The organism is Ruegeria sp. YTSA064, assembly GCF_059610325.1.
This window is the reverse complement of sequence record NZ_JBXWNK010000014.1, coordinates 79239-96205: the sequence shown is the minus strand read 5'-3', so window position 1 is coordinate 96205 and position 16967 is coordinate 79239. Positions and strand designations below refer to the sequence as shown.

Here is a 16967-nt window from a genome sequence, read left to right as displayed (position 1 = left end):
ATGACGGTATGGAACCTCGGCTCAATCAACGCGGATATGGTCTACGCCCTGCCGCATTTGCCCTCAGCGGGTGAGACACTGGCGGCCAGCGGGTTGCAAAGGTTTCTGGGCGGTAAAGGGGCCAACATGTCGGTGGCTGCGGCCCGCGCGGGGTCACGGGTTTCGCATATCGGCGCGGTCGGGTCAGATGGCCTTTGGGCGCGAGACAGGCTGACCGAATATGGCGTGGACACCCGGCATATTGCTGAGGTGGATGTACCTACGGGTCACGCCATCATTGCGGTGGATGCGCAGGGCGAAAACCTGATTGTGCTGTTTCAGGGTGCAAACCACGTCATTTCTAACGACCAACTTGGACAGGCGTTGTCCTCGGCTGTTTCGGGTGACCTGCTGGTGATGCAGAACGAAACCAATGCTCAAATTGAGGCCGCCAAACTGGGTTGCGAAATGGGGCTGACCGTGTGCTATGCGGCCGCTCCATTTCAAGCCGAAGCGGTACAGGCGGTTCTGCCCTATCTGGATTTTCTGATCCTGAACGAGGTTGAGGCCGAGCAGTTGCAGGATGCAACGGGCCTGGCCCCGTCAGACCTGCAGGTCGAGCATGTTATCGTCACCTTTGGCTCAAAAGGTGCGCGGTATTATCAGCGGGGTCATAAACCACAGGCGTTTCGGGCGCATAAGGTCAACGCCGTGGATACCACGGGTGCTGGTGACACTTTTACCGGCTATGTGCTGGCGGGCATGGATCGGGGCATGCCAATGGAGCAGGCAATTGCACAAGCAAACCGTGCCGCGGCCCTGATGGTCACGCGGCACGGGACAGCTGATGTTATTCCTGATCTAAAAGAGGTACGCGAAGCGCAGCTGGATTAGGAACCGGCAAAGGGTGCTTCGCTTCCCCACAATTGCTTGACGCGCGCATCGCGACCGCAGGCTTTGCGGTATGCTTTGTACGCGTTCTTTTGGCGCTTGGGACCAAACCGGGTCAGGACCAGCTTGTCGCCCTTGTAATAATCCTGATGATAGGCTTCCGCCGGATAAAACGTGCCGGCCTGCAGGATCGGTGTGACCACCGTTTGACCCAACGCGTTTTGCGCGCTGCTCTTGGCCTGCTGCGCCAACGCCTTTTCCCCTGTGTTAGAGACGAAAATGGCGGTCCGATAACTCTCACCACGATCGCAGAACTGACCTCCCGCGTCCGTTGGATCGACCGAACGGAAGAACATGTTCAGCAAGGTTTCACGGGAAACGCGGGCGGGATCGAAGGTGATCTGCACCGCCTCGTAATGCCCGCTTCCGCCTTTTGAGACCTGATCATAAGTTGGGTTCTCGGTCGTACCGCCCGTATAACCCGAAACTGCACCTATTACCCCGGGCACGGATTCGAAATCGGATTCGACACACCAAAAACAACCCCCGGCTACGGTCAGCGTTTCTGTCCCCGCCGCCGGGGCTGGCAAGGCGCGCAGCATTGCGACCAACAGGATCAGCACAAACAGAAGCGAAGGTTTCAGGCAATCAAGGTAAGTGGTCCGGGTCATGGCAGGTCTCCTTCCGAAACCAAGCTGCCCGCCGGATTGCGCTTGTGCAATGTGCTGACATGATTTGTCACGCGCTGGTGAGATGAGTTTATCAGCCCAGCAACTGCCCCAGCTTCATCGCCACACCCATATTGCCTGAGATCTTCAGCTTGCCCAAAGCAACCCCGGTCATCGGGTTCAGCTTGCCGGTCAGCAGTTTGGTCAGGTTATCGCGCGAGATACGGATGGTGCAATCGGTCTCGCGATCTTTGGTTGAGGCAGTGTTGTCGGCCAGGACAATCACGCCATCCTCACCGCAATCGAATTTCAGTGATCCGTCAAAGCCCTTGCCATTCAGACCTTTCTGAATTCCGTCGGCGATGTCTTGCAGCATGATCCGTCCTTCTTTGGTTGACGTATGCGTAAAGACAAACGCCTGATCCGGGCAAGCCTGACCTGACGGGAACCGTGCAAAGAAAAACCCCGGCGCCTTATCGGACACCGGGGCCGTTTTTCGAATTCTGATTGCCTACTTGTTCAGTCGTTTGTCACGCGCCGCCAAGAGTTTCAGGCGCAGTGCGTTCAGCTGGATGAAACCTGCTGCGTCTTTCTGATCGTATGCGCCGGCGTCTTCCTCAAAGGTCACGTGTGCTTCGGAATAGAGCGAATGATCCGACCAGCGGCCCACGGTCGAGGCCAAACCTTTGTACAGTTTCACGCGGACGGTGCCAGTAACGTGCTCTTGTGATTTGTCGATGGCCGCCTGCAGCATCTCACGCTCGGGGCTGTACCAAAAACCGTTATAGATCAGCTCAGCATATTGCGGCATCAACTGGTCTTTCAGATGCATCGCACCGCGATCCATGGTGATGGATTCGATGCCACGGTGCGCTTCCAACAGTATGGTGCCACCGGGAGTTTCGTAGATGCCGCGCGATTTCATGCCAACGAAGCGTCCTTCGACCAGATCGAGACGGCCAATACCGTGCTTGCCGCCATATTCGTTCAGCTTGGTCAGGATGGTTGCGGGGCTCATCGCCTCACCATTGATACTGACCGCGTCACCATTTTCAAAGCCGATCTCGATAAACTCGGGCTCATTAGGCGCGTCCTCGGGGTGGACGGTGCGCTGGTAGACGTAATCGGGGGCCATATCGGCGGGGTCTTCCAGAACCTTGCCTTCGGACGAGGTGTGCAGCAGGTTGGCGTCGACCGAAAACGGCGCTTCGCCGCGCTTGTCTTTGGCAATCGGGATCTGGTTCGCCTCAGCAAATTCCAGCAGACGGGTGCGGCTGGTCAGGTCCCACTCGCGCCAGGGGGCAATCACCTTGATGTCGGGGTTCAGCGCGTAAGCCGCCAGTTCGAACCGCACCTGATCGTTGCCCTTGCCGGTCGCGCCATGGGCGACGGCATCAGCACCGGTCGCCTCAGCAATCTCAACCAGACGTTTCGAGATCAGAGGTCGCGCGATGGACGTACCGAGCAGGTATAGACCTTCATAAACCGCGTTGGCGCGGAACATGGGGAAGACGAAATCGCGGACGAATTCTTCGCGGATGTCCTCGATATAGATGTTCTCGGGCTTGATCCCAAGCAACTCTGCCTTTTTGCGGGCAGGCTCAAGCTCTTCACCCTGACCCAGGTCGGCGGTGAAGGTCACGACCTCACAGCCATACTCGGTCTGCAGCCATTTCAGAATGATTGAGGTATCAAGGCCACCGGAATAGGCCAGAACAACTTTCTTGGGCGCGGACATCTGACTTCCCTTTATGCGTAGAACGACTGGCCCCTAGCGGGTTTTGGACGCGGGGGCAAGCTGTGTGGATTGACGCAGGGCGGGAATTGAGGTGAAACGGTCCGTTAGAGAACAAGGAATAGTTGAGAGGGCGGTTTTTATGCTGGGATTAGAGATATTCGTGCATTCGGTGAGAATGGTTCTTAGGAATCTGACACAGGCATTGCAGATTTCTGTTGTACCAGCGTTGATTGGCGGCTTCCTAGCAATCGGCTTGTTCTTTCTGTTCGGCATCCCTTTTGAAGAATTTAACAGTGAAACCACTGGCTTTCCTGACGGTGTAACGGCGGCATCCTTCACCGGATTTCTGCTCTGCTTTATGATCGTTATATTTGGGGTCATGCTGTGGATTGTCGTGTCGTGGCACCGCTTTGTTCTTCTTGAGGAATATCCAAGCGGTTTGGTTCCGTCTTTCAGGTTCGACCGTGTGCTCGCCTATTTCGGACGTCTCCTGATGCTCGGCCTAATCGCTCTAATAATCATGATACCGGGGACGTTGATCATGAGCATGATGGCGCAAGCCTCTGCAGTGCTAGGAATTCTGGTTTGGCTGGGTTTGATCATCTTTCTCACCATCGGCTTCTATCGGGCCTCCGCGATTTTGCCCGCCGCAGCGATCGGAAAACCGCTAAAGCTGTCTGAAGCTTGGCAGGCGACCTCTGGCGCAAGCGGAGCAATCGCACTTCTGGTCGTCTTGTCTATCCTCTTCCAATTGTTGCTTCAGCTGCTGGCATCACTGCTGCTGTTCGTCCCGATCATCGGTATCTTCATTGTCTTGTTTGCGAGCATGCTGATCGTCCCATTGATCAATGTTAGCATCCTGACGACGATCTATGGTGTGTTCATCGAGAAACGCGAGTTGTCCTGAGCCCGTACACATATGTATTCCTTGCCCTTTCAGCGGTGATCGGGCAGGGAAATCGACATGACTGATTTCATGCCCCGTGCCCGCGCTGCCGAACAGGCGATGCGCTCTGTTTTTCCAGCAACGCCTCTACAGCGGAATGCCCATCTGTCCGAACGTTATGGCGCGGATATCTGGCTCAAGCGCGAAGACCTCAGCCCGGTGCGGTCCTACAAGATCCGCGGCGCATTCAATGCGATGCGCAAGCAGCAGGGGCAGGAGCTATTCGTTTGTGCCAGCGCAGGCAATCACGCGCAGGGCGTGGCCTATATGTGCAAGCATCTGGGCGTGAAGGGTGTGATTTTCATGCCGGTGACAACGCCGCAGCAGAAGATACAGAAAACCCGTATCTTTGGTGGTGACAATATCGAGATACATCTGACCGGTGACTATTTCGACGATACTCTGTCCGCCGCTCAATCCTGGTGTGCAGAGCAGGGTGGGCATTTCTTGTCTCCGTTCGACGATGCTGATGTGATCGAGGGACAGGCCTCTCTGGCGGTTGAGATCGAAGCGCAATTGGGCGGCGTGCCTGATCACGTGATCCTGCCTGTTGGTGGTGGCGGAATGTCTTCGGGGGTCGCCACGTGGTTTGGGGGCCGGACGCATTGTTTATTTGTGGAGCCAAAAGGCGGCGCGTGCTTGCATGCGGCAATGGCAGCGGGACATCCGGTGGCGTTGGAGCACGTGGACAATTTTGTAGACGGCGCGGCAGTCGGAAAAATTGGTGCGAAACCCTTTGAGCTGCTGAAGGATCATCATCTGTCAGATGTTCTGGTCCTGTCCGAGGATCGGATTTGTACCACCATGATCGAGATGCTGAATGTCGAAGGCATCGTTTTGGAGCCAGCTGGCGCCTTGGCGATTGAGGCGGTTGCCGATGTCCAGAGCTTTATCCGCGGCAAGACCGTGGTGTGTGTAACCTCTGGAGGCAATTTTGATTTCGAGCGCCTGCCTGAAGTGAAAGAGCGCGCGCAGCGCTATTCAGGCGTGAAGAAATACTTCATCCTACGACTACCGCAGCGCCCAGGTGCGTTGAAAGAGTTCTTGGGCATCCTTGGCCCAGAGGACGATATTGCACGATTTGAATACATGAAAAAATCGGCACGCAACTTTGGTTCCGTGCTGATCGGCATAGAGACCCGCAAACCCGAGAATTTTATGCGTCTGTTCGCGCATCTGGATGACGCAGGGTTCACGTATACAGATATCACCGAGGACGAGACCCTGGCGCAGTTTGTAATTTAGAGCAGGTTTTCGGCGAGACCCTCCTGAAACAAGGCTTTCGAAGCGTCAAAAGCCGTACAGATTTCACCCAGATCGACTGCAGCGCCGTCGCCGGCAGCGGCCCGTCGCTCGCCGTCCTGACATAGCTTCGAGAAGCTGTCGAACCCAAGACTTAATGCGCTGCCTTTCAGGAAATGCAGGTTCTGCTCGATCTCGATCCGGGCCGTATCATCGCGCAGCTTCTTGATGACCTCCTGAACCTCGTCCAGAAAGATATCAACAACCACATCGAACTCTTCTGCGCCGACTTCATCACGTAACTGTCTGACTCTGGACCACTGAATCATGCCACCCTCTTGCGGTTGCATATTGGTATCCTGCTGCGGGTAAATCTGGAGTTAAACTTTGGCTGCTCGATCTTTCATCGGATGTTAAGTTGACGCCCTTAGCGTTTTGTCAACTGGAGAGTTGAGCAAGTACAGGGACTTCATGGTGCCGGATGCCAGTCATGTTGAGACCCGGGTCGAGCTGGATTTTGGCGCGATCCGTAAGGTTCTTGTTGTAGACGACAGCCGTCTGCAGCGGCGCATTCTGCTGGCCTCGCTGAAGAAGTGGGGGTTCGAAGTTCTTGAGGCCGATAGCGGCGAGGCTGCGATTGAGTATTGCGCAACCGATACGCCCGATCTGGTGCTTAGCGATTGGGTTATGCCCGGCATGGGCGGGCTGGAGTTCTGTCGCGCCTTCCGAGAGCTGGATAGTGATCAATATAGCTATTTCATCCTTCTGACCTCAAAAAGCGAAAAGCAGGAGGTCGCAAAAGGGCTAGACGCAGGCGCAGACGATTTCCTGATCAAACCTCTTGAGGCGGATGAACTGCGTGCGCGCATCTCGGCTGGTGCGCGTATTCTGGACATGCAGCGCGAGCTGTCGCGCAAAAACCAGCTGATCGAAACCGCGCTGAACGAGCTGAAGCTCGCCCATGACGCGATCGATAAAGACCTGATACAGGCGCGAAAGATTCAGGAATCGCTGGTGCCAGAGTTGAAGGGAACCTTCGGTAAATCTCAGGTCAGCCTGCTTTTGAAACCCTGTGGGCATATCGGCGGCGATCTTGTTGGAATGTTCTCACCCGGTGTTAATCGGCTGGGGTTCTATAGTATCGATGTCTCAGGCCATGGCATCACGTCCGCGATGATGACGGCTCGTCTGGGCGGGTATCTGTCCAGTACGCATTTCGACCAGAACATCGCGATGGAACGCCGGTTCAGCAAATTCTACGCCTTGCTACCGCCCGAAGAGGTCGCGTCTCTGCTCAACTCCCGTCTGATCGCCGACACCGGGATCGAAGAGTATTTTACGATGGTTTATGCCATCGTTGATCTTCGCAACGGACATCTAAAAATGGTGCAGGCAGGTCACCCGCATCCGCTGCTGATGCGCCATGATGGCAAAACCGAGTTTTTGGGCGAAGGTGGGTTTCCAATTGGTCTGCTGCCGGAAGCACAGTTTCAGCAAACCGAAACCTATATGCAGCCGGGCGACAAGCTGCTGTTGCACTCGGACGGGTTTACAGAATGTCAGCTCGCCGATGGCAGTTTGCTGGACGAAGACGGGCTTAGGTCAATGGCTGTCGAGTGCGCTGAAGATAACGGAGGGCCGGAATTCCTTGAGGATATGTTCTGGCGACTCAGTCAGGTGATGTCGCCAGACAGCGGCATGACCGATGACGTCTCTGCCGTGTTTTTCGAATATAACGGACCTTAGAGCCCATGCAGGTGGCGCTGGGCGAAATGGGCGTCGCCCTCATTGCCTAACAGATGAACGGCATCTGCGGTCTCCATCCAAATGGCCTCATGAATGTCTTCGGTCGGAGGGCCTAGGCGACGGACGGGGTGGGCGCGGTAGATTAGGCAGACTTTCTCGGCCCACAGGTCGTATTCCGGCATGTAGGTGTATCGCCGAAACGCACCCATACGCCGGGGTGCGGCGATCAGCCAACCGGTTTCTTCGTAAACCTCACGGTGAAGCGCCGTAATGGGTGATTCCCCGGGATCGATGCCGCCGCCCGGCAGCTGAAGATCGGGGCCAGGTTCCAGCTGACAGGTCAGCAACAAACGGTTGCCCTGAGGTAGCAAAGCATAAACGCCGACTCGCCGGGTGTATTTACGATCTGCCTCGGGGCTTTCACCGAACCGTCTGATCATGTAAGGCCCCTTTCAACCAAAACTGTTCAACCTATATGGTGGCGGTATGCCAACCTGTGGCGCTTAAGGAAACCCCATGTCTATTGGAACCAAAATCGCGTGGGACGACACGGTCCTGCCCTTTCAACTCGATGTATCGGACATGCGTGGCCGCGTGGCGCGGCTGGACGGTGTGTTGGACGGCATCCTGAAACAGCACGACTACCCTGAGGTGGTCGAGGCGCTGGTGGCCGAGATGGCCCTGCTGACCGCATTGATCGGGCAGACAGTATCGCTGCGCTGGAAGCTGTCTTTGCAGGTGCAGTCCAAGGGCGCCGTACGGATGATCGCAACCGATTACTACGCGCCGCAGGTCGAAGGTGAGCCCGCGCAAATCCGTGCCTACGCCAGCTTTGATCGTGACCGGCTGACCGATGCTGCCCCCTTCGATCAGGTGGGCGAGGGCTATTTCGCCATCATGATCGATCAGGGCGAGGGCACGCAGCCCTACCAAGGCATCACGCCATTGGCCGGCGGATCGCTGAGCGCCTGTGCCGAGGCTTACTTTGCACAGTCTGAACAGCTGCCAACCAGGTTTTCACTGAGCTTCGGCAAATCGACCGAACCCGGTGTCGGGGAACACTGGCGCGCAGGCGGGATTATGTTGCAGCACATGCCCAAGGCTTCGCCCTTTGCCGCATCCGGGGAAGGCAGCGGAGAGATTCTGACCGCCTCGGATCTGGTGGATGGTGAAGAGGGCGAGAACTGGGATCGCGTTAACATCCTGCTCGACACCGTAGATGATCTGGAGATGATCGGGCCGTCCGTTGCGCCAACCGACCTTCTGGTGCGCCTGTTTCACGAGGAACAGCCTCGCGTCTATGATGCGCAGCAGGTAAAATTCGGCTGCACCTGTTCCGAAGATCGCGTGCGCCAAAGCCTGTCGATCTATTCGGCGCAGGATATTGCGACAATGACCACGGACGAAGGCACCGTCACAGCAGATTGTCAATTCTGCGGTGCGCACTACGTGCTGGATCCAACGACCGTCGGGTTCGAGGCCGAAGGTCCGGATGGCGCGTGATCTGATCTCGGAACTGACAGCGGCTCTGGGTCGTAATGGCGATGGGTCCAGTGACTTTGATCTGAACCCGGAGACGGTGCTGCCTGCGGGGCGCAAATTGCGCCCTGCGGGTGTGTTAGTGCCTATTTCCATAGTCGGCGATGTGCCGCAGTTGATCCTGACCAAGCGCTCTTCGGCGTTGCAGCACCACCCGGGCCAGATTGCCTTTCCGGGTGGAAAACAGGATGAAGGTGACGCGGATGTCACGGCCACCGCCTTACGCGAAGCCCGAGAAGAAATCGGTCTGCCACCCGAATTGCCGCGCATACTGGGCCATCTGCCAACCCATGAAACCGTAACCTCCTTTTCGGTCACGCCTGTTGTTGCGATCCTTGAAGCCAGCTTCGAAACCATCGCCGAACCGGGCGAAGTGGATGAGGTCTTCTCAGTTCCGCTTGCGCATGTCTTGAACCCAGAGAATTATGTCGTCGAGTCGCGCCGTTGGCGCGGCCAAAGACGGTATTACTATGCTGTGCCCTATGGCCCCTACTACATCTGGGGAGCAACGGCGCGGATGCTGCGGGGACTGGCAGCGCGGATGAGTGAATGAAGCGGATCACAGAAGATTGGTTAACCGAACAAGCCACACAGGATGTGTGCGCCGCACTGACTAACGGTGGGGCGCAGGCGCTATTCGTCGGTGGTTGTGTGCGCAATGCTCTGCTGCACGCACCGGTTTCAGACATCGATATTGCCACGGATGCAAAGCCCGAGCGGGTTATGGAACTGGCGCAGAAGGCTGGGCTGAAACCAATCCCGACTGGGATCGAACATGGCACGGTAACCGTCGTCAGCAAGGGTATTCCTCATGAGGTCACAACGTTCCGCCGTGATGTCGAAACGGATGGTCGACGTGCGGTTGTGGCCTTTTCAGACAGGGTCGAAGAAGACGCTGCGCGTCGTGATTTCACTATGAACGCGCTTTACGCCAAACCTGACGGCACGATCCTTGATCCGCTGAACGGTTTGCCGGATCTACAGGCGCGTCGCGTGCGGTTCATCGGGGAGGCCAGTGATCGCATCCGCGAAGACTACCTGCGATCGCTCAGATACTTCCGCTTTCACGCTTGGTATGGTGATGCAGACCAGGGCTTCGACCCCGATGCGCTGGATGCGATTGCTGCGAATTTGGACGGGTTAGAGACACTTTCCCGCGAAAGGGTTGGGGCCGAGATGCTGAAACTTCTCGCTGCGCCTGACCCCGCTCCGTCGGTTGCCGCCATGCGCAGCACAGGTGTTCTGGCGCAGCTTTTACCCGGCGCGGACGACCGGGCTTTGGCGATCCTCATCAAGTTGGAACAAGACGCCCACGCCACGCCCGAAGCGATTCGCCGTTTGGCTGCAATTGCACCACCCGAATTCGCAAAAACCCTGCGCCTCAGCCGTGCGCAACTGCAAAGACTGACTCGGATGCGCGACGAAGCGATGGCGACGACCAGCGTCACGGAACTGGGTTACCGCTATGGCTCGGAAGGCGGTTTACACGAGACGCTTTTGCGCCACGCATTTCTTGAACAGCCATGGTCAGACGACCTGAGCCAAGCCTTGCAACATGGGGCGGCGGCCAGTTTCCCGATCAAGGCGCCGGATTTGATCCCAGCCTTCTCGGGTCCCGCGCTGGGCGCAAAACTGGCCGAGCTTGAGGCGCGGTGGATCGCATCGGATTTCACGCTCAGCCGCGAAGAATTGCTGGCAGAATAAATTGAAGTCTCAAAAGGGGATGACAAATCCGATTTGATTTGGCAGGGTGCGCCAGACTCATATGGAGGGAGGAATGCGAATGTATTACGGGATCTGGTTCGGCTAAAGCCCGGAACACTTTGACCCGTAGGGGTGGTGTTCTGGCGCCATCTTTCTTCGCATGACCTATTTTTTGCTCAATCGGGGCACTCTCCATGTTTCGCTACTTCGAAAACCTTGTTGACCCTTTTGTCGCCTATGAACAGATAGATACCCCACCTACGCGGCTGTGGCCCTTCATGCTGGGCTATTCGCAGCCGTTCATGCGCATCTTTGTCTGGGCCGCGTTGATGTCTGTGATCGTTGCTGCTGTCGAGGTCGGGCTAATCTTCTACATGGGCCGCGTTGTGGACTTGCTGGGAAGTTCACCCGCTGAATTTTGGCAGGCGCACGGGACCGAGCTGATCGTGGTCGCCGCGCTGATTCTGTTCATTCGTCCAATTTTGCAGTTTGTTGATGTGCTTTTGCTCAACAACACGATCCTGCCAAACTTCGGCACGCTGATCCGCTGGCGAGCGCATAAACATGTGTTGCGTCAATCAGTTGGCTGGTTCGAGAATGACTTTGCAGGGCGTATCGCAAACCGGGTTGTTCAGACCCCGCCCGCTGCGGGCGAGGTGGTGTTTCAGGTCTTTGACGCGATTTCATTCTCGATCGCCTACATGATCGGCGCGGCCATATTGCTGATGGCGGCTGATCCGCGCCTGTTGCTGCCGTTATTGATTTGGTTGGTGTTCTATGGGGCCTTGGTGCGGTGGACCGTCAAGCGGGTCGGACCCGCGTCGCAAGCCGCGTCTGATGCGCGTTCGACCGTAACAGGGCGCGTGGTGGACAGCTATACCAACATTCACTCCATCAAGATGTTTGCCCATGACACGCAGGAACAGGATTATGCGCGCGAGGCGATTGCAGAAACCCGCCGCACTTTCCAGATCGAGATGCGGATTTTCACCATCATGGATGCCGCACTGGTTGCGTTGAACGGTGTGCTGATCGTGGGCGTCGTCGGCTGGGCGATCCTGCTTTGGGCGCAAGGTAGCGCTACGGTCGGTGTGGTGGCCGCCGCCACTGCGTTGACGCTGCGGCTGAATGCCATGACCGGGTGGATCATGTGGGCGTTGACCAGTTTCTTCCGGGAACTGGGCATCGTTGCCGAAGGGATGCAGACCATTGCACAGCCGATCGACTTGTTGGATGAGCCTAATGCGAAATCCTTGCGGCTGGGCAATGGCCAGATCGAAATCCGCGACCTGTCGCATCATTATGGGCGCGAAACTGGTGGTTTAGATCACGTCAACCTGACCATCCGGCCAGGCGAAAAGATTGGCCTGATCGGGCGGTCGGGGGCCGGAAAATCGACTCTAGTAAAGCTACTTCTGCGGTTTTACGACGTCGAGAAAGGCGCGATCCTGATCGATGGTCAAGACATCTCGAAGGTTACGCAGGACAGCCTGCGCAGCCATATCGGGATGGTCCAGCAAGACAGCGCTCTATTGCACCGCTCGGTGCGGGCCAACATATTGTATGGCCGGCCTGATGCGACTGAGGAACAGATGATTGCCGCCGCAAAACAGGCCGAAGCGCATGAGTTTATCCTTGATCTGCAGGATCCGGAAGGCCGCACTGGCTACGATGCGCATGTTGGCGAGCGGGGTGTGAAACTGTCTGGCGGTCAGAGGCAGCGGGTGACGCTGGCGCGTGTGATCCTTAAAGATGCACCGATTTTGCTGTTGGATGAGGCGACATCCGCCCTAGATTCCGAAGTCGAAGCTTCGATACAGGAAACACTCTACGGCATGATGCAAGGCAAGACCGTGATCGCCATTGCGCACCGGCTCAGCACGATTGCGCAGATGGACCGCATTCTGGTGATGGATGGTGGTCGCATCGTCGAACAGGGCGGCCATTCCGAATTGCTGGCGCAAGGAGGACTTTACGCCCAGTTCTGGGCGCGGCAATCTGGGGGCTTCCTTAACCCGGAGGCCGCTGAATGAGGATTGCCGACCTCATCCAACCGTTCAAAGACATCGAAACGCCCCCGCCGCAAACGCTGGGGGCGTTCATTCGCTGGAGCCTGTCCGGCGCCTGGCCGATGCTGTTCGTCGCTGCTGCGTTCTCGGCGATCGCAGGCGGTATGGAGGCCGGCACCGCCTGGGTCTTGGGACGGGTTATCGATCTGACTACAACCAGCGGGCCCGACGCGTTTTTGACCGGCGGCAATATTGCGATCATTTTGGGTGCTGTCGCATTCTTCATGCTGTTGCGTCCCGCGCTGTTTGGGCTGTCATCGATCACGAATAACTACATCGTCATGCCCAACATCACACCACTGGTATTAGCCAAGCTGAACCGCTGGACGCTGGGTCAATCGGTGACCTATTTCGACGATGATTTCGCCGGGCGGATTGCCCAAAAACAGATGCAAACCTCAAATGCGATGACGCAGGTGGTGTCCGAAACCATCAGCGCGATTGTGTTCGCCTTGGCCTCGCTTGCGGGGTCATTGCTTTTGTTAGGGTCTATTCATCCGCTTGTGATGGTCCCGTTCGCCGCTTGGTTGGTTGTCTACTTCCTGCTGGTGCGCTGGTATCTTCCACGCATTCGTGTGCGCTCTGCCGCGCGTGCTGGAGCACGGGCGATGGTGTCGGGGCAAGTGGTCGACACGATTACAAATATCAAGACGGTCAAACTGTTCGCTCATTCGGAATTCGAAGACCACGCTGCGCGCAACTCTATGGTCGACCTGCGAGAACGGTCGCTGGAATTCGGCAAGTTGTCGGCCAGTTTCCGGTTCATCCTGATGACGCTAGCCGGGGTTCTGCCAGTCCTGCTGATTGGTGCGACGCTGTGGCTTTGGCGGGTGGGCGGCGCGTCTGCCGGGGATATCGTAGCGGCTGGTGCCGTGGCGATCCGTATCTCACAAATGACCGGCTGGGTCAGTTTCACGTTGATGGGTCTATACGCCAATGTTGGCGAGATCGAGAACGGGATGCATACCCTGACCAAGCGCGACCGGGTCGAAGATGCCCTGAATGCGACTCCGCTTGTGGTTACGGAAGGTGAGATCGCCTTTGACCATGTCAGTTTTGCCTATGGCCGAGATGTGGGTGGCGTATCGGACCTGCATCTCACGGCGACACCGGGTGAGAAGCTGGGCATTGTTGGGGCCTCAGGTGCGGGGAAATCCACTTTGGTTTCACTGCTACTTAGGCTCTATGACGGGGAAAATGGCGTCATCTCAATTGACGGGCAGGATGTTTCTCGGGTGACACAGGACAGTCTGCGCCAACAGATCGGGATGGTCACGCAGGAAACTGCGATGTTCAACCGCTCGGCGCGCGAAAACATCCTCTATGGCCGTCCTGACGCGTCCGAGGCTGAAATGATTGAGGCCGCGACTAAGGCCGAGGCGCATGAATTCATCCTGGGGCTTGAAGATGCGCAGGGGCGTAAGGGCTATGATGCGCATCTCGGTGAGCGGGGTGTGAAACTCAGCGGCGGACAACGGCAGAGAATCGCTTTGGCCCGTGCTATCCTGAAAGACGCTCCAATATTGGTTCTGGACGAGGCGACCTCGGCGCTGGATTCCGAGGTCGAGGCTTCGATTCAGGCCGCGCTGCACCGAGTGATGCAGGGCAAGACCGTTCTGGCGATCGCGCACCGTCTGTCCACGCTCAGCGAGATGGATCGGATCATCGTTCTGGATCATGGGCATATCGTCGAGAGCGGAACACATAAGGCGCTATTGGAACGTGGCGGGCTTTATGCCCGGTTCTGGCACCGTCAGTCGGGTGGATTCATTCAGGCGGAAGCGGCAGAATAAGGGGTTTTGTTGGTCGCAAACCCCCGGTATCAGGCCCCCATGACGCAGCACTACACCATTAACCGCCTCGGACATCAGGGCGACGGGATCGCCGATGGTCCCATCTATGCGCCACGCACCCTGCCGGGTGAGGTGGTCAGCGGCACGCTGCTGGGGCAGTTCCTGAGAGACATCCGTGTAGAAACGCCTTCGGATCAGCGGGTCAAAGCACCCTGCCGTCATTACAAGGCCTGTGGGGGTTGCCAGCTGCAGCACGCAGCTGACGACTTTGTCGCCAACTGGAAGATCGACGTGGTCCGCAACGCGCTCGCCGCGCAGGGGCTCGATGCCCCGATGCGGCCCATTCACACCTCGCCCGAGCGATCGCGCCGCCGTGCGACCATCGCCGTTCGGCGCACCAAAAAGGGTACTCTGGCCGGGTTTCACGGACGCGCTTCGGACACGATCACCGAAATCCCGGATTGTCACCTGCTGCATCCCACCTTGATCGACGCCATTCCGGTGGCCGAAGCCTTGGCCGTGTTGGGTGGCAGCCGCAAAGGCGTGTTGGCCGTAACGCTGACCCTGTCCGAAGGCGGTCTGGATGTGGCGATTAAAGGCGGCAAACCGCTGGATGGACCATTGGAACTGGCGCTCGCGCAAGCGACCGAGCACCACGGCCTTGCCCGGCTCAGTTGGGATGATGAAGTAATCGCCATGCGTGAACCTCCGATCCAACACTTTGGAAACGCTGGCGTCACCCCGCCGCCCGGGGCGTTTTTGCAAGCCACCAAGGATGGAGAACAGGCTCTATTACAGGCCGTTTCCGATGCGACGCTGGGGGCCAAGCGGATCGTCGATCTTTTCGCGGGATGCGGAACTTTCTCGCTGCCGCTGGCACAGACAGCCGAGGTGCATGCGGTCGAGGGCGAGGCCGAAATGACGAAGGCCTTGGATCAGGGATGCCGCAAGGCGCAAGGCCTGAAACAGGTCACAACCGAGGCCCGAGACCTGTTTCGCCGCCCGCTCATGCCCGATGAGCTCAAGAAATTCGATGCTGTCGTGCTAGACCCGCCGCGCGCAGGGGCCGAGGCGCAGGTGGCCGAGTTAGCGCAGGCCCAGCGTCCAGTGCTCGCATATGTCGCATGCAATCCAGTGACCTTTGCCCGCGATGCAAAAATATTGGTTAACGCCGGATATACCCTTGAATGGGTGCAGGTGGTTGACCAATTTCGATGGTCGTCACACACCGAACTTGCCGCTCGGTTCATTTTGAACAATTAACCCTGAGATAAGGACCACCCGCATGGTGATCGCCCAACGACTGCTGCCCATCATCGAAGCGCCGACTTTCGGGAAGTTCATCACCGGCGTGATCCTGTTCAATGCGGTCCTGTTGGGGATGGAGACATCACCCACGCTGATGGAGGCGGCAGGCCCGCTGATCGTGACGCTTGATAAACTGTGCCTCACCATCTTCGTCATCGAAATCGTGGTGAAACTGATCGCGACCGGGCGTCGGTTCTTCACAAGCGGCTGGAACATTTTTGACTTTGTGATTGTGGGTGTCGCCCTTGTCCCCAGCGCGGGGGCGCTTTCTGTTCTTCGGGCACTGCGTATCTTGCGGGTATTGCGCGTCATCTCCGTTGCGCCGCGCCTGCGCCGGGTGGTCGAAGGCTTCATCTCGGCGCTGCCGGGCATGGCCAGCGTGTTCTTGCTGATGGCGATCTTGTTCTATATCGGCGCGGTGATCTCGACCAAACTGTTCTCATACAGCTTTCCGGATTGGTTCGGTGATCTGGGCATGTCTGCCTATACGCTGTTCCAGATCATGACGCTGGAAAGCTGGTCCATGGGGATCGTCCGCCCGGTGATGGAGGTCTATCCCTACGCCTGGCTATTCTTTGTTCCCTTCATCATGGTGACCACCTTTGCGGTGGTTAACCTTCTGGTTGGTTTGATCGTGAACTCGATGCAGGATGCCCACCATGCCGAGGATGAGGTCAAAACCGACGCCTATCGTGACGAGGTTCTTGAAAGGCTCGAGTCGATTGAACGCCGCCTAATGGAACAGTCGCACATCAAAAAGTGATTTAAGTTTCGCACAAATCTGGCATAATAATGGGCAAAAAAGAGCATCAGGCAGTGAAAACTATGGATCGTCGAGCATTTGGAATGGGCGCGATGGCAACGCTGAGCCTTTCAGCGTGCGCCTCAGCGAAACCCAGATTTCTTTCTTATCGCGGGCCCGAGGTGACCTCATTGGTCATCAACAAGGGCGCACGCAAGATGTATCTTCTTCATAACGAGCAGATTTTACGGGAATATGATGTCGATCTGGGATTTGCGCCCAGAGGTACAAAATCCAAAAAAGGCGATGGACGCACGCCTGAGGGCACTTATCTGATTGACCGCCGCAACCCACGTAGTCGGTATCACCTGTCGCTGGGCATCTCGTATCCGAACTCGGAAGATCGGGCGAAGGCCAAGGCCGCTGGCGTTGATCCGGGTGGCGATATCTTCATTCACGGACAGCCGAACCTACGATCCGAGTTCAAGCGTGCGAAGAAGACGCCTGATTGGACAGCGGGCTGCATCGCTGTGAAAAACGACGAGATCGAAGAGATTTACGCGATGGTGAACGAGGGAACTGTCATCACTCTGCGTCCCTGA

General features: G+C 57.2%; 17 protein-coding genes. 12 read left to right on the top strand and 5 right to left on the bottom strand.

The window, feature by feature from the left end:
- On the top strand, positions 1-873 hold the full coding sequence (locus AC2FI7_RS19465) for a ribokinase (protein ID WP_010442965.1): 873 nt from the start codon (positions 1-3) through the stop codon (positions 871-873).
- Here AC2FI7_RS19465 and msrA read toward each other — a convergent pair.
- The 3 genes from msrA to AC2FI7_RS19450 form a co-directional block, all read right to left on the bottom strand.
- Positions 870-1541 (bottom strand): peptide-methionine (S)-S-oxide reductase MsrA, encoded by a 672-nt coding sequence (gene msrA / locus AC2FI7_RS19460; RefSeq protein ID WP_010442964.1) that lies wholly within the window; start codon positions 1539-1541, stop codon positions 870-872. The two genes, AC2FI7_RS19465 and msrA, sit on opposite strands and share 4 nt — an antisense overlap.
- Before the next feature lie 91 nt (positions 1542-1632).
- Positions 1633-1914 (bottom strand): SCP2 sterol-binding domain-containing protein, encoded by a 282-nt coding sequence (locus AC2FI7_RS19455; protein ID WP_037321989.1) that lies wholly within the window; start codon positions 1912-1914, stop codon positions 1633-1635.
- A 135-nt stretch (positions 1915-2049) separates the two neighbouring features.
- A complete protein-coding gene (locus AC2FI7_RS19450) occupies positions 2050-3276 on the bottom strand; it encodes an argininosuccinate synthase (protein ID WP_010442962.1) in 1227 nt (408 codons plus the stop codon).
- A 139-nt stretch (positions 3277-3415) separates the two neighbouring features.
- Between AC2FI7_RS19450 and AC2FI7_RS19445 the strand changes: the two genes are divergently transcribed.
- Both AC2FI7_RS19445 and ilvA read left to right on the top strand, forming a co-directional pair.
- Positions 3416-4183: a hypothetical protein gene (locus tag AC2FI7_RS19445; RefSeq protein WP_010442961.1), complete on the top strand. Its 768-nt coding sequence runs from the start codon at positions 3416-3418 to the stop codon at positions 4181-4183.
- 57 nt (positions 4184-4240) lie between these two features.
- Complete coding sequence (gene ilvA / locus AC2FI7_RS19440; protein ID WP_010442960.1) at positions 4241-5467, top strand: threonine ammonia-lyase IlvA; 1227 nt, start codon at positions 4241-4243, stop codon at positions 5465-5467.
- On the opposite strand, the gene AC2FI7_RS19435 is transcribed toward ilvA, so the two are convergent.
- On the bottom strand, positions 5464-5814 hold the full coding sequence (locus AC2FI7_RS19435) for an Hpt domain-containing protein (RefSeq protein ID WP_010442959.1): 351 nt from the start codon (positions 5812-5814) through the stop codon (positions 5464-5466). The genes ilvA and AC2FI7_RS19435 overlap by 4 nt on opposite strands.
- Before the next feature lie 121 nt (positions 5815-5935).
- On the opposite strand from AC2FI7_RS19435, the gene AC2FI7_RS19430 reads away from it, so the two are divergent.
- Positions 5936-7210 carry a PP2C family protein-serine/threonine phosphatase gene (locus AC2FI7_RS19430; protein WP_010442958.1) on the top strand — a complete coding sequence of 425 codons (1275 nt, stop codon included), beginning with the start codon at positions 5936-5938 and terminating at the stop codon, positions 7208-7210.
- On the opposite strand, the gene AC2FI7_RS19425 is transcribed toward AC2FI7_RS19430, so the two are convergent.
- Positions 7207-7650, bottom strand: a complete 444-nt coding sequence (locus tag AC2FI7_RS19425) for an NUDIX hydrolase (protein ID WP_010442957.1) — start codon at positions 7648-7650, stop codon at positions 7207-7209. The two genes, AC2FI7_RS19430 and AC2FI7_RS19425, sit on opposite strands and share 4 nt — an antisense overlap.
- Positions 7651-7726: 76 nt before the next feature.
- On the opposite strand from AC2FI7_RS19425, the gene hslO reads away from it, so the two are divergent.
- From hslO to AC2FI7_RS19385, 8 genes are all read left to right on the top strand, one after another.
- Positions 7727-8713, top strand: a complete 987-nt coding sequence (gene hslO, locus AC2FI7_RS19420) for an Hsp33 family molecular chaperone HslO (RefSeq protein WP_010442956.1) — start codon at positions 7727-7729, stop codon at positions 8711-8713.
- Entirely contained in the window at positions 8703-9302 is a 600-nt protein-coding gene (locus AC2FI7_RS19415) for a CoA pyrophosphatase (protein WP_496816740.1), read from the top strand. Before hslO ends, AC2FI7_RS19415 begins: the two co-directional genes overlap by 11 nt.
- Positions 9299-10453, top strand: a complete 1155-nt coding sequence (locus AC2FI7_RS19410; RefSeq protein ID WP_496816738.1) for a CCA tRNA nucleotidyltransferase — start codon at positions 9299-9301, stop codon at positions 10451-10453. Before AC2FI7_RS19415 ends, AC2FI7_RS19410 begins: the two co-directional genes overlap by 4 nt.
- Positions 10454-10647: 194 nt before the next feature.
- Positions 10648-12486 carry an ABC transporter ATP-binding protein gene (locus AC2FI7_RS19405; protein ID WP_496816736.1) on the top strand — a complete coding sequence of 613 codons (1839 nt, stop codon included), beginning with the start codon at positions 10648-10650 and terminating at the stop codon, positions 12484-12486.
- Complete coding sequence (locus AC2FI7_RS19400) at positions 12483-14315, top strand: ABC transporter ATP-binding protein (RefSeq protein ID WP_496816734.1); 1833 nt, start codon at positions 12483-12485, stop codon at positions 14313-14315. The genes AC2FI7_RS19405 and AC2FI7_RS19400 overlap by 4 nt, the downstream gene beginning before the upstream one ends.
- Positions 14316-14354: 39 nt before the next feature.
- Positions 14355-15578 (top strand): class I SAM-dependent RNA methyltransferase, encoded by a 1224-nt coding sequence (locus AC2FI7_RS19395; RefSeq protein ID WP_496816732.1) that lies wholly within the window; start codon positions 14355-14357, stop codon positions 15576-15578.
- Positions 15579-15600: 22 nt separating this feature from the next.
- Positions 15601-16386: an ion transporter gene (locus AC2FI7_RS19390; protein ID WP_496816730.1), complete on the top strand. Its 786-nt coding sequence runs from the start codon at positions 15601-15603 to the stop codon at positions 16384-16386.
- Between the two features lie 62 nt (positions 16387-16448).
- Positions 16449-16967, top strand: coding sequence for a L,D-transpeptidase family protein (locus AC2FI7_RS19385; protein WP_029622180.1), 519 nt, complete (start codon positions 16449-16451; stop codon positions 16965-16967).

Excerpts from the sequence above, each read along its gene's own strand:
- AC2FI7_RS19465 (WP_010442965.1), top strand. The coding sequence starts at position 1 with ATGACGGTATGGAACCTCGGCTCAATCAACGCGGATATGGTCTACGCC.
- msrA (WP_010442964.1), bottom strand. The coding sequence starts at position 1,541 with ATGACCCGGACCACTTACCTTGATTGCCTGAAACCTTCGCTTCTGTTT.
- AC2FI7_RS19455 (WP_037321989.1), bottom strand. The coding sequence starts at position 1,914 with ATGCTGCAAGACATCGCCGACGGAATTCAGAAAGGTCTGAATGGCAAG.
- AC2FI7_RS19450 (WP_010442962.1), bottom strand. The coding sequence starts at position 3,276 with ATGTCCGCGCCCAAGAAAGTTGTTCTGGCCTATTCCGGTGGCCTTGAT.
- AC2FI7_RS19445 (WP_010442961.1), top strand. The coding sequence starts at position 3,416 with ATGCTGGGATTAGAGATATTCGTGCATTCGGTGAGAATGGTTCTTAGG.
- ilvA (WP_010442960.1), top strand. The coding sequence starts at position 4,241 with ATGACTGATTTCATGCCCCGTGCCCGCGCTGCCGAACAGGCGATGCGC.
- AC2FI7_RS19435 (WP_010442959.1), bottom strand. The coding sequence starts at position 5,814 with ATGCAACCGCAAGAGGGTGGCATGATTCAGTGGTCCAGAGTCAGACAG.
- AC2FI7_RS19430 (WP_010442958.1), top strand. The coding sequence starts at position 5,936 with ATGGTGCCGGATGCCAGTCATGTTGAGACCCGGGTCGAGCTGGATTTT.
- AC2FI7_RS19425 (WP_010442957.1), bottom strand. The coding sequence starts at position 7,650 with ATGATCAGACGGTTCGGTGAAAGCCCCGAGGCAGATCGTAAATACACC.
- hslO (WP_010442956.1), top strand. The coding sequence starts at position 7,727 with ATGTCTATTGGAACCAAAATCGCGTGGGACGACACGGTCCTGCCCTTT.
- AC2FI7_RS19415 (WP_496816740.1), top strand. The coding sequence starts at position 8,703 with ATGGCGCGTGATCTGATCTCGGAACTGACAGCGGCTCTGGGTCGTAAT.
- AC2FI7_RS19410 (WP_496816738.1), top strand. The coding sequence starts at position 9,299 with ATGAAGCGGATCACAGAAGATTGGTTAACCGAACAAGCCACACAGGAT.
- AC2FI7_RS19405 (WP_496816736.1), top strand. The coding sequence starts at position 10,648 with ATGTTTCGCTACTTCGAAAACCTTGTTGACCCTTTTGTCGCCTATGAA.
- AC2FI7_RS19400 (WP_496816734.1), top strand. The coding sequence starts at position 12,483 with ATGAGGATTGCCGACCTCATCCAACCGTTCAAAGACATCGAAACGCCC.
- AC2FI7_RS19395 (WP_496816732.1), top strand. The coding sequence starts at position 14,355 with ATGACGCAGCACTACACCATTAACCGCCTCGGACATCAGGGCGACGGG.
- AC2FI7_RS19390 (WP_496816730.1), top strand. The coding sequence starts at position 15,601 with ATGGTGATCGCCCAACGACTGCTGCCCATCATCGAAGCGCCGACTTTC.
- AC2FI7_RS19385 (WP_029622180.1), top strand. The coding sequence starts at position 16,449 with ATGGATCGTCGAGCATTTGGAATGGGCGCGATGGCAACGCTGAGCCTT.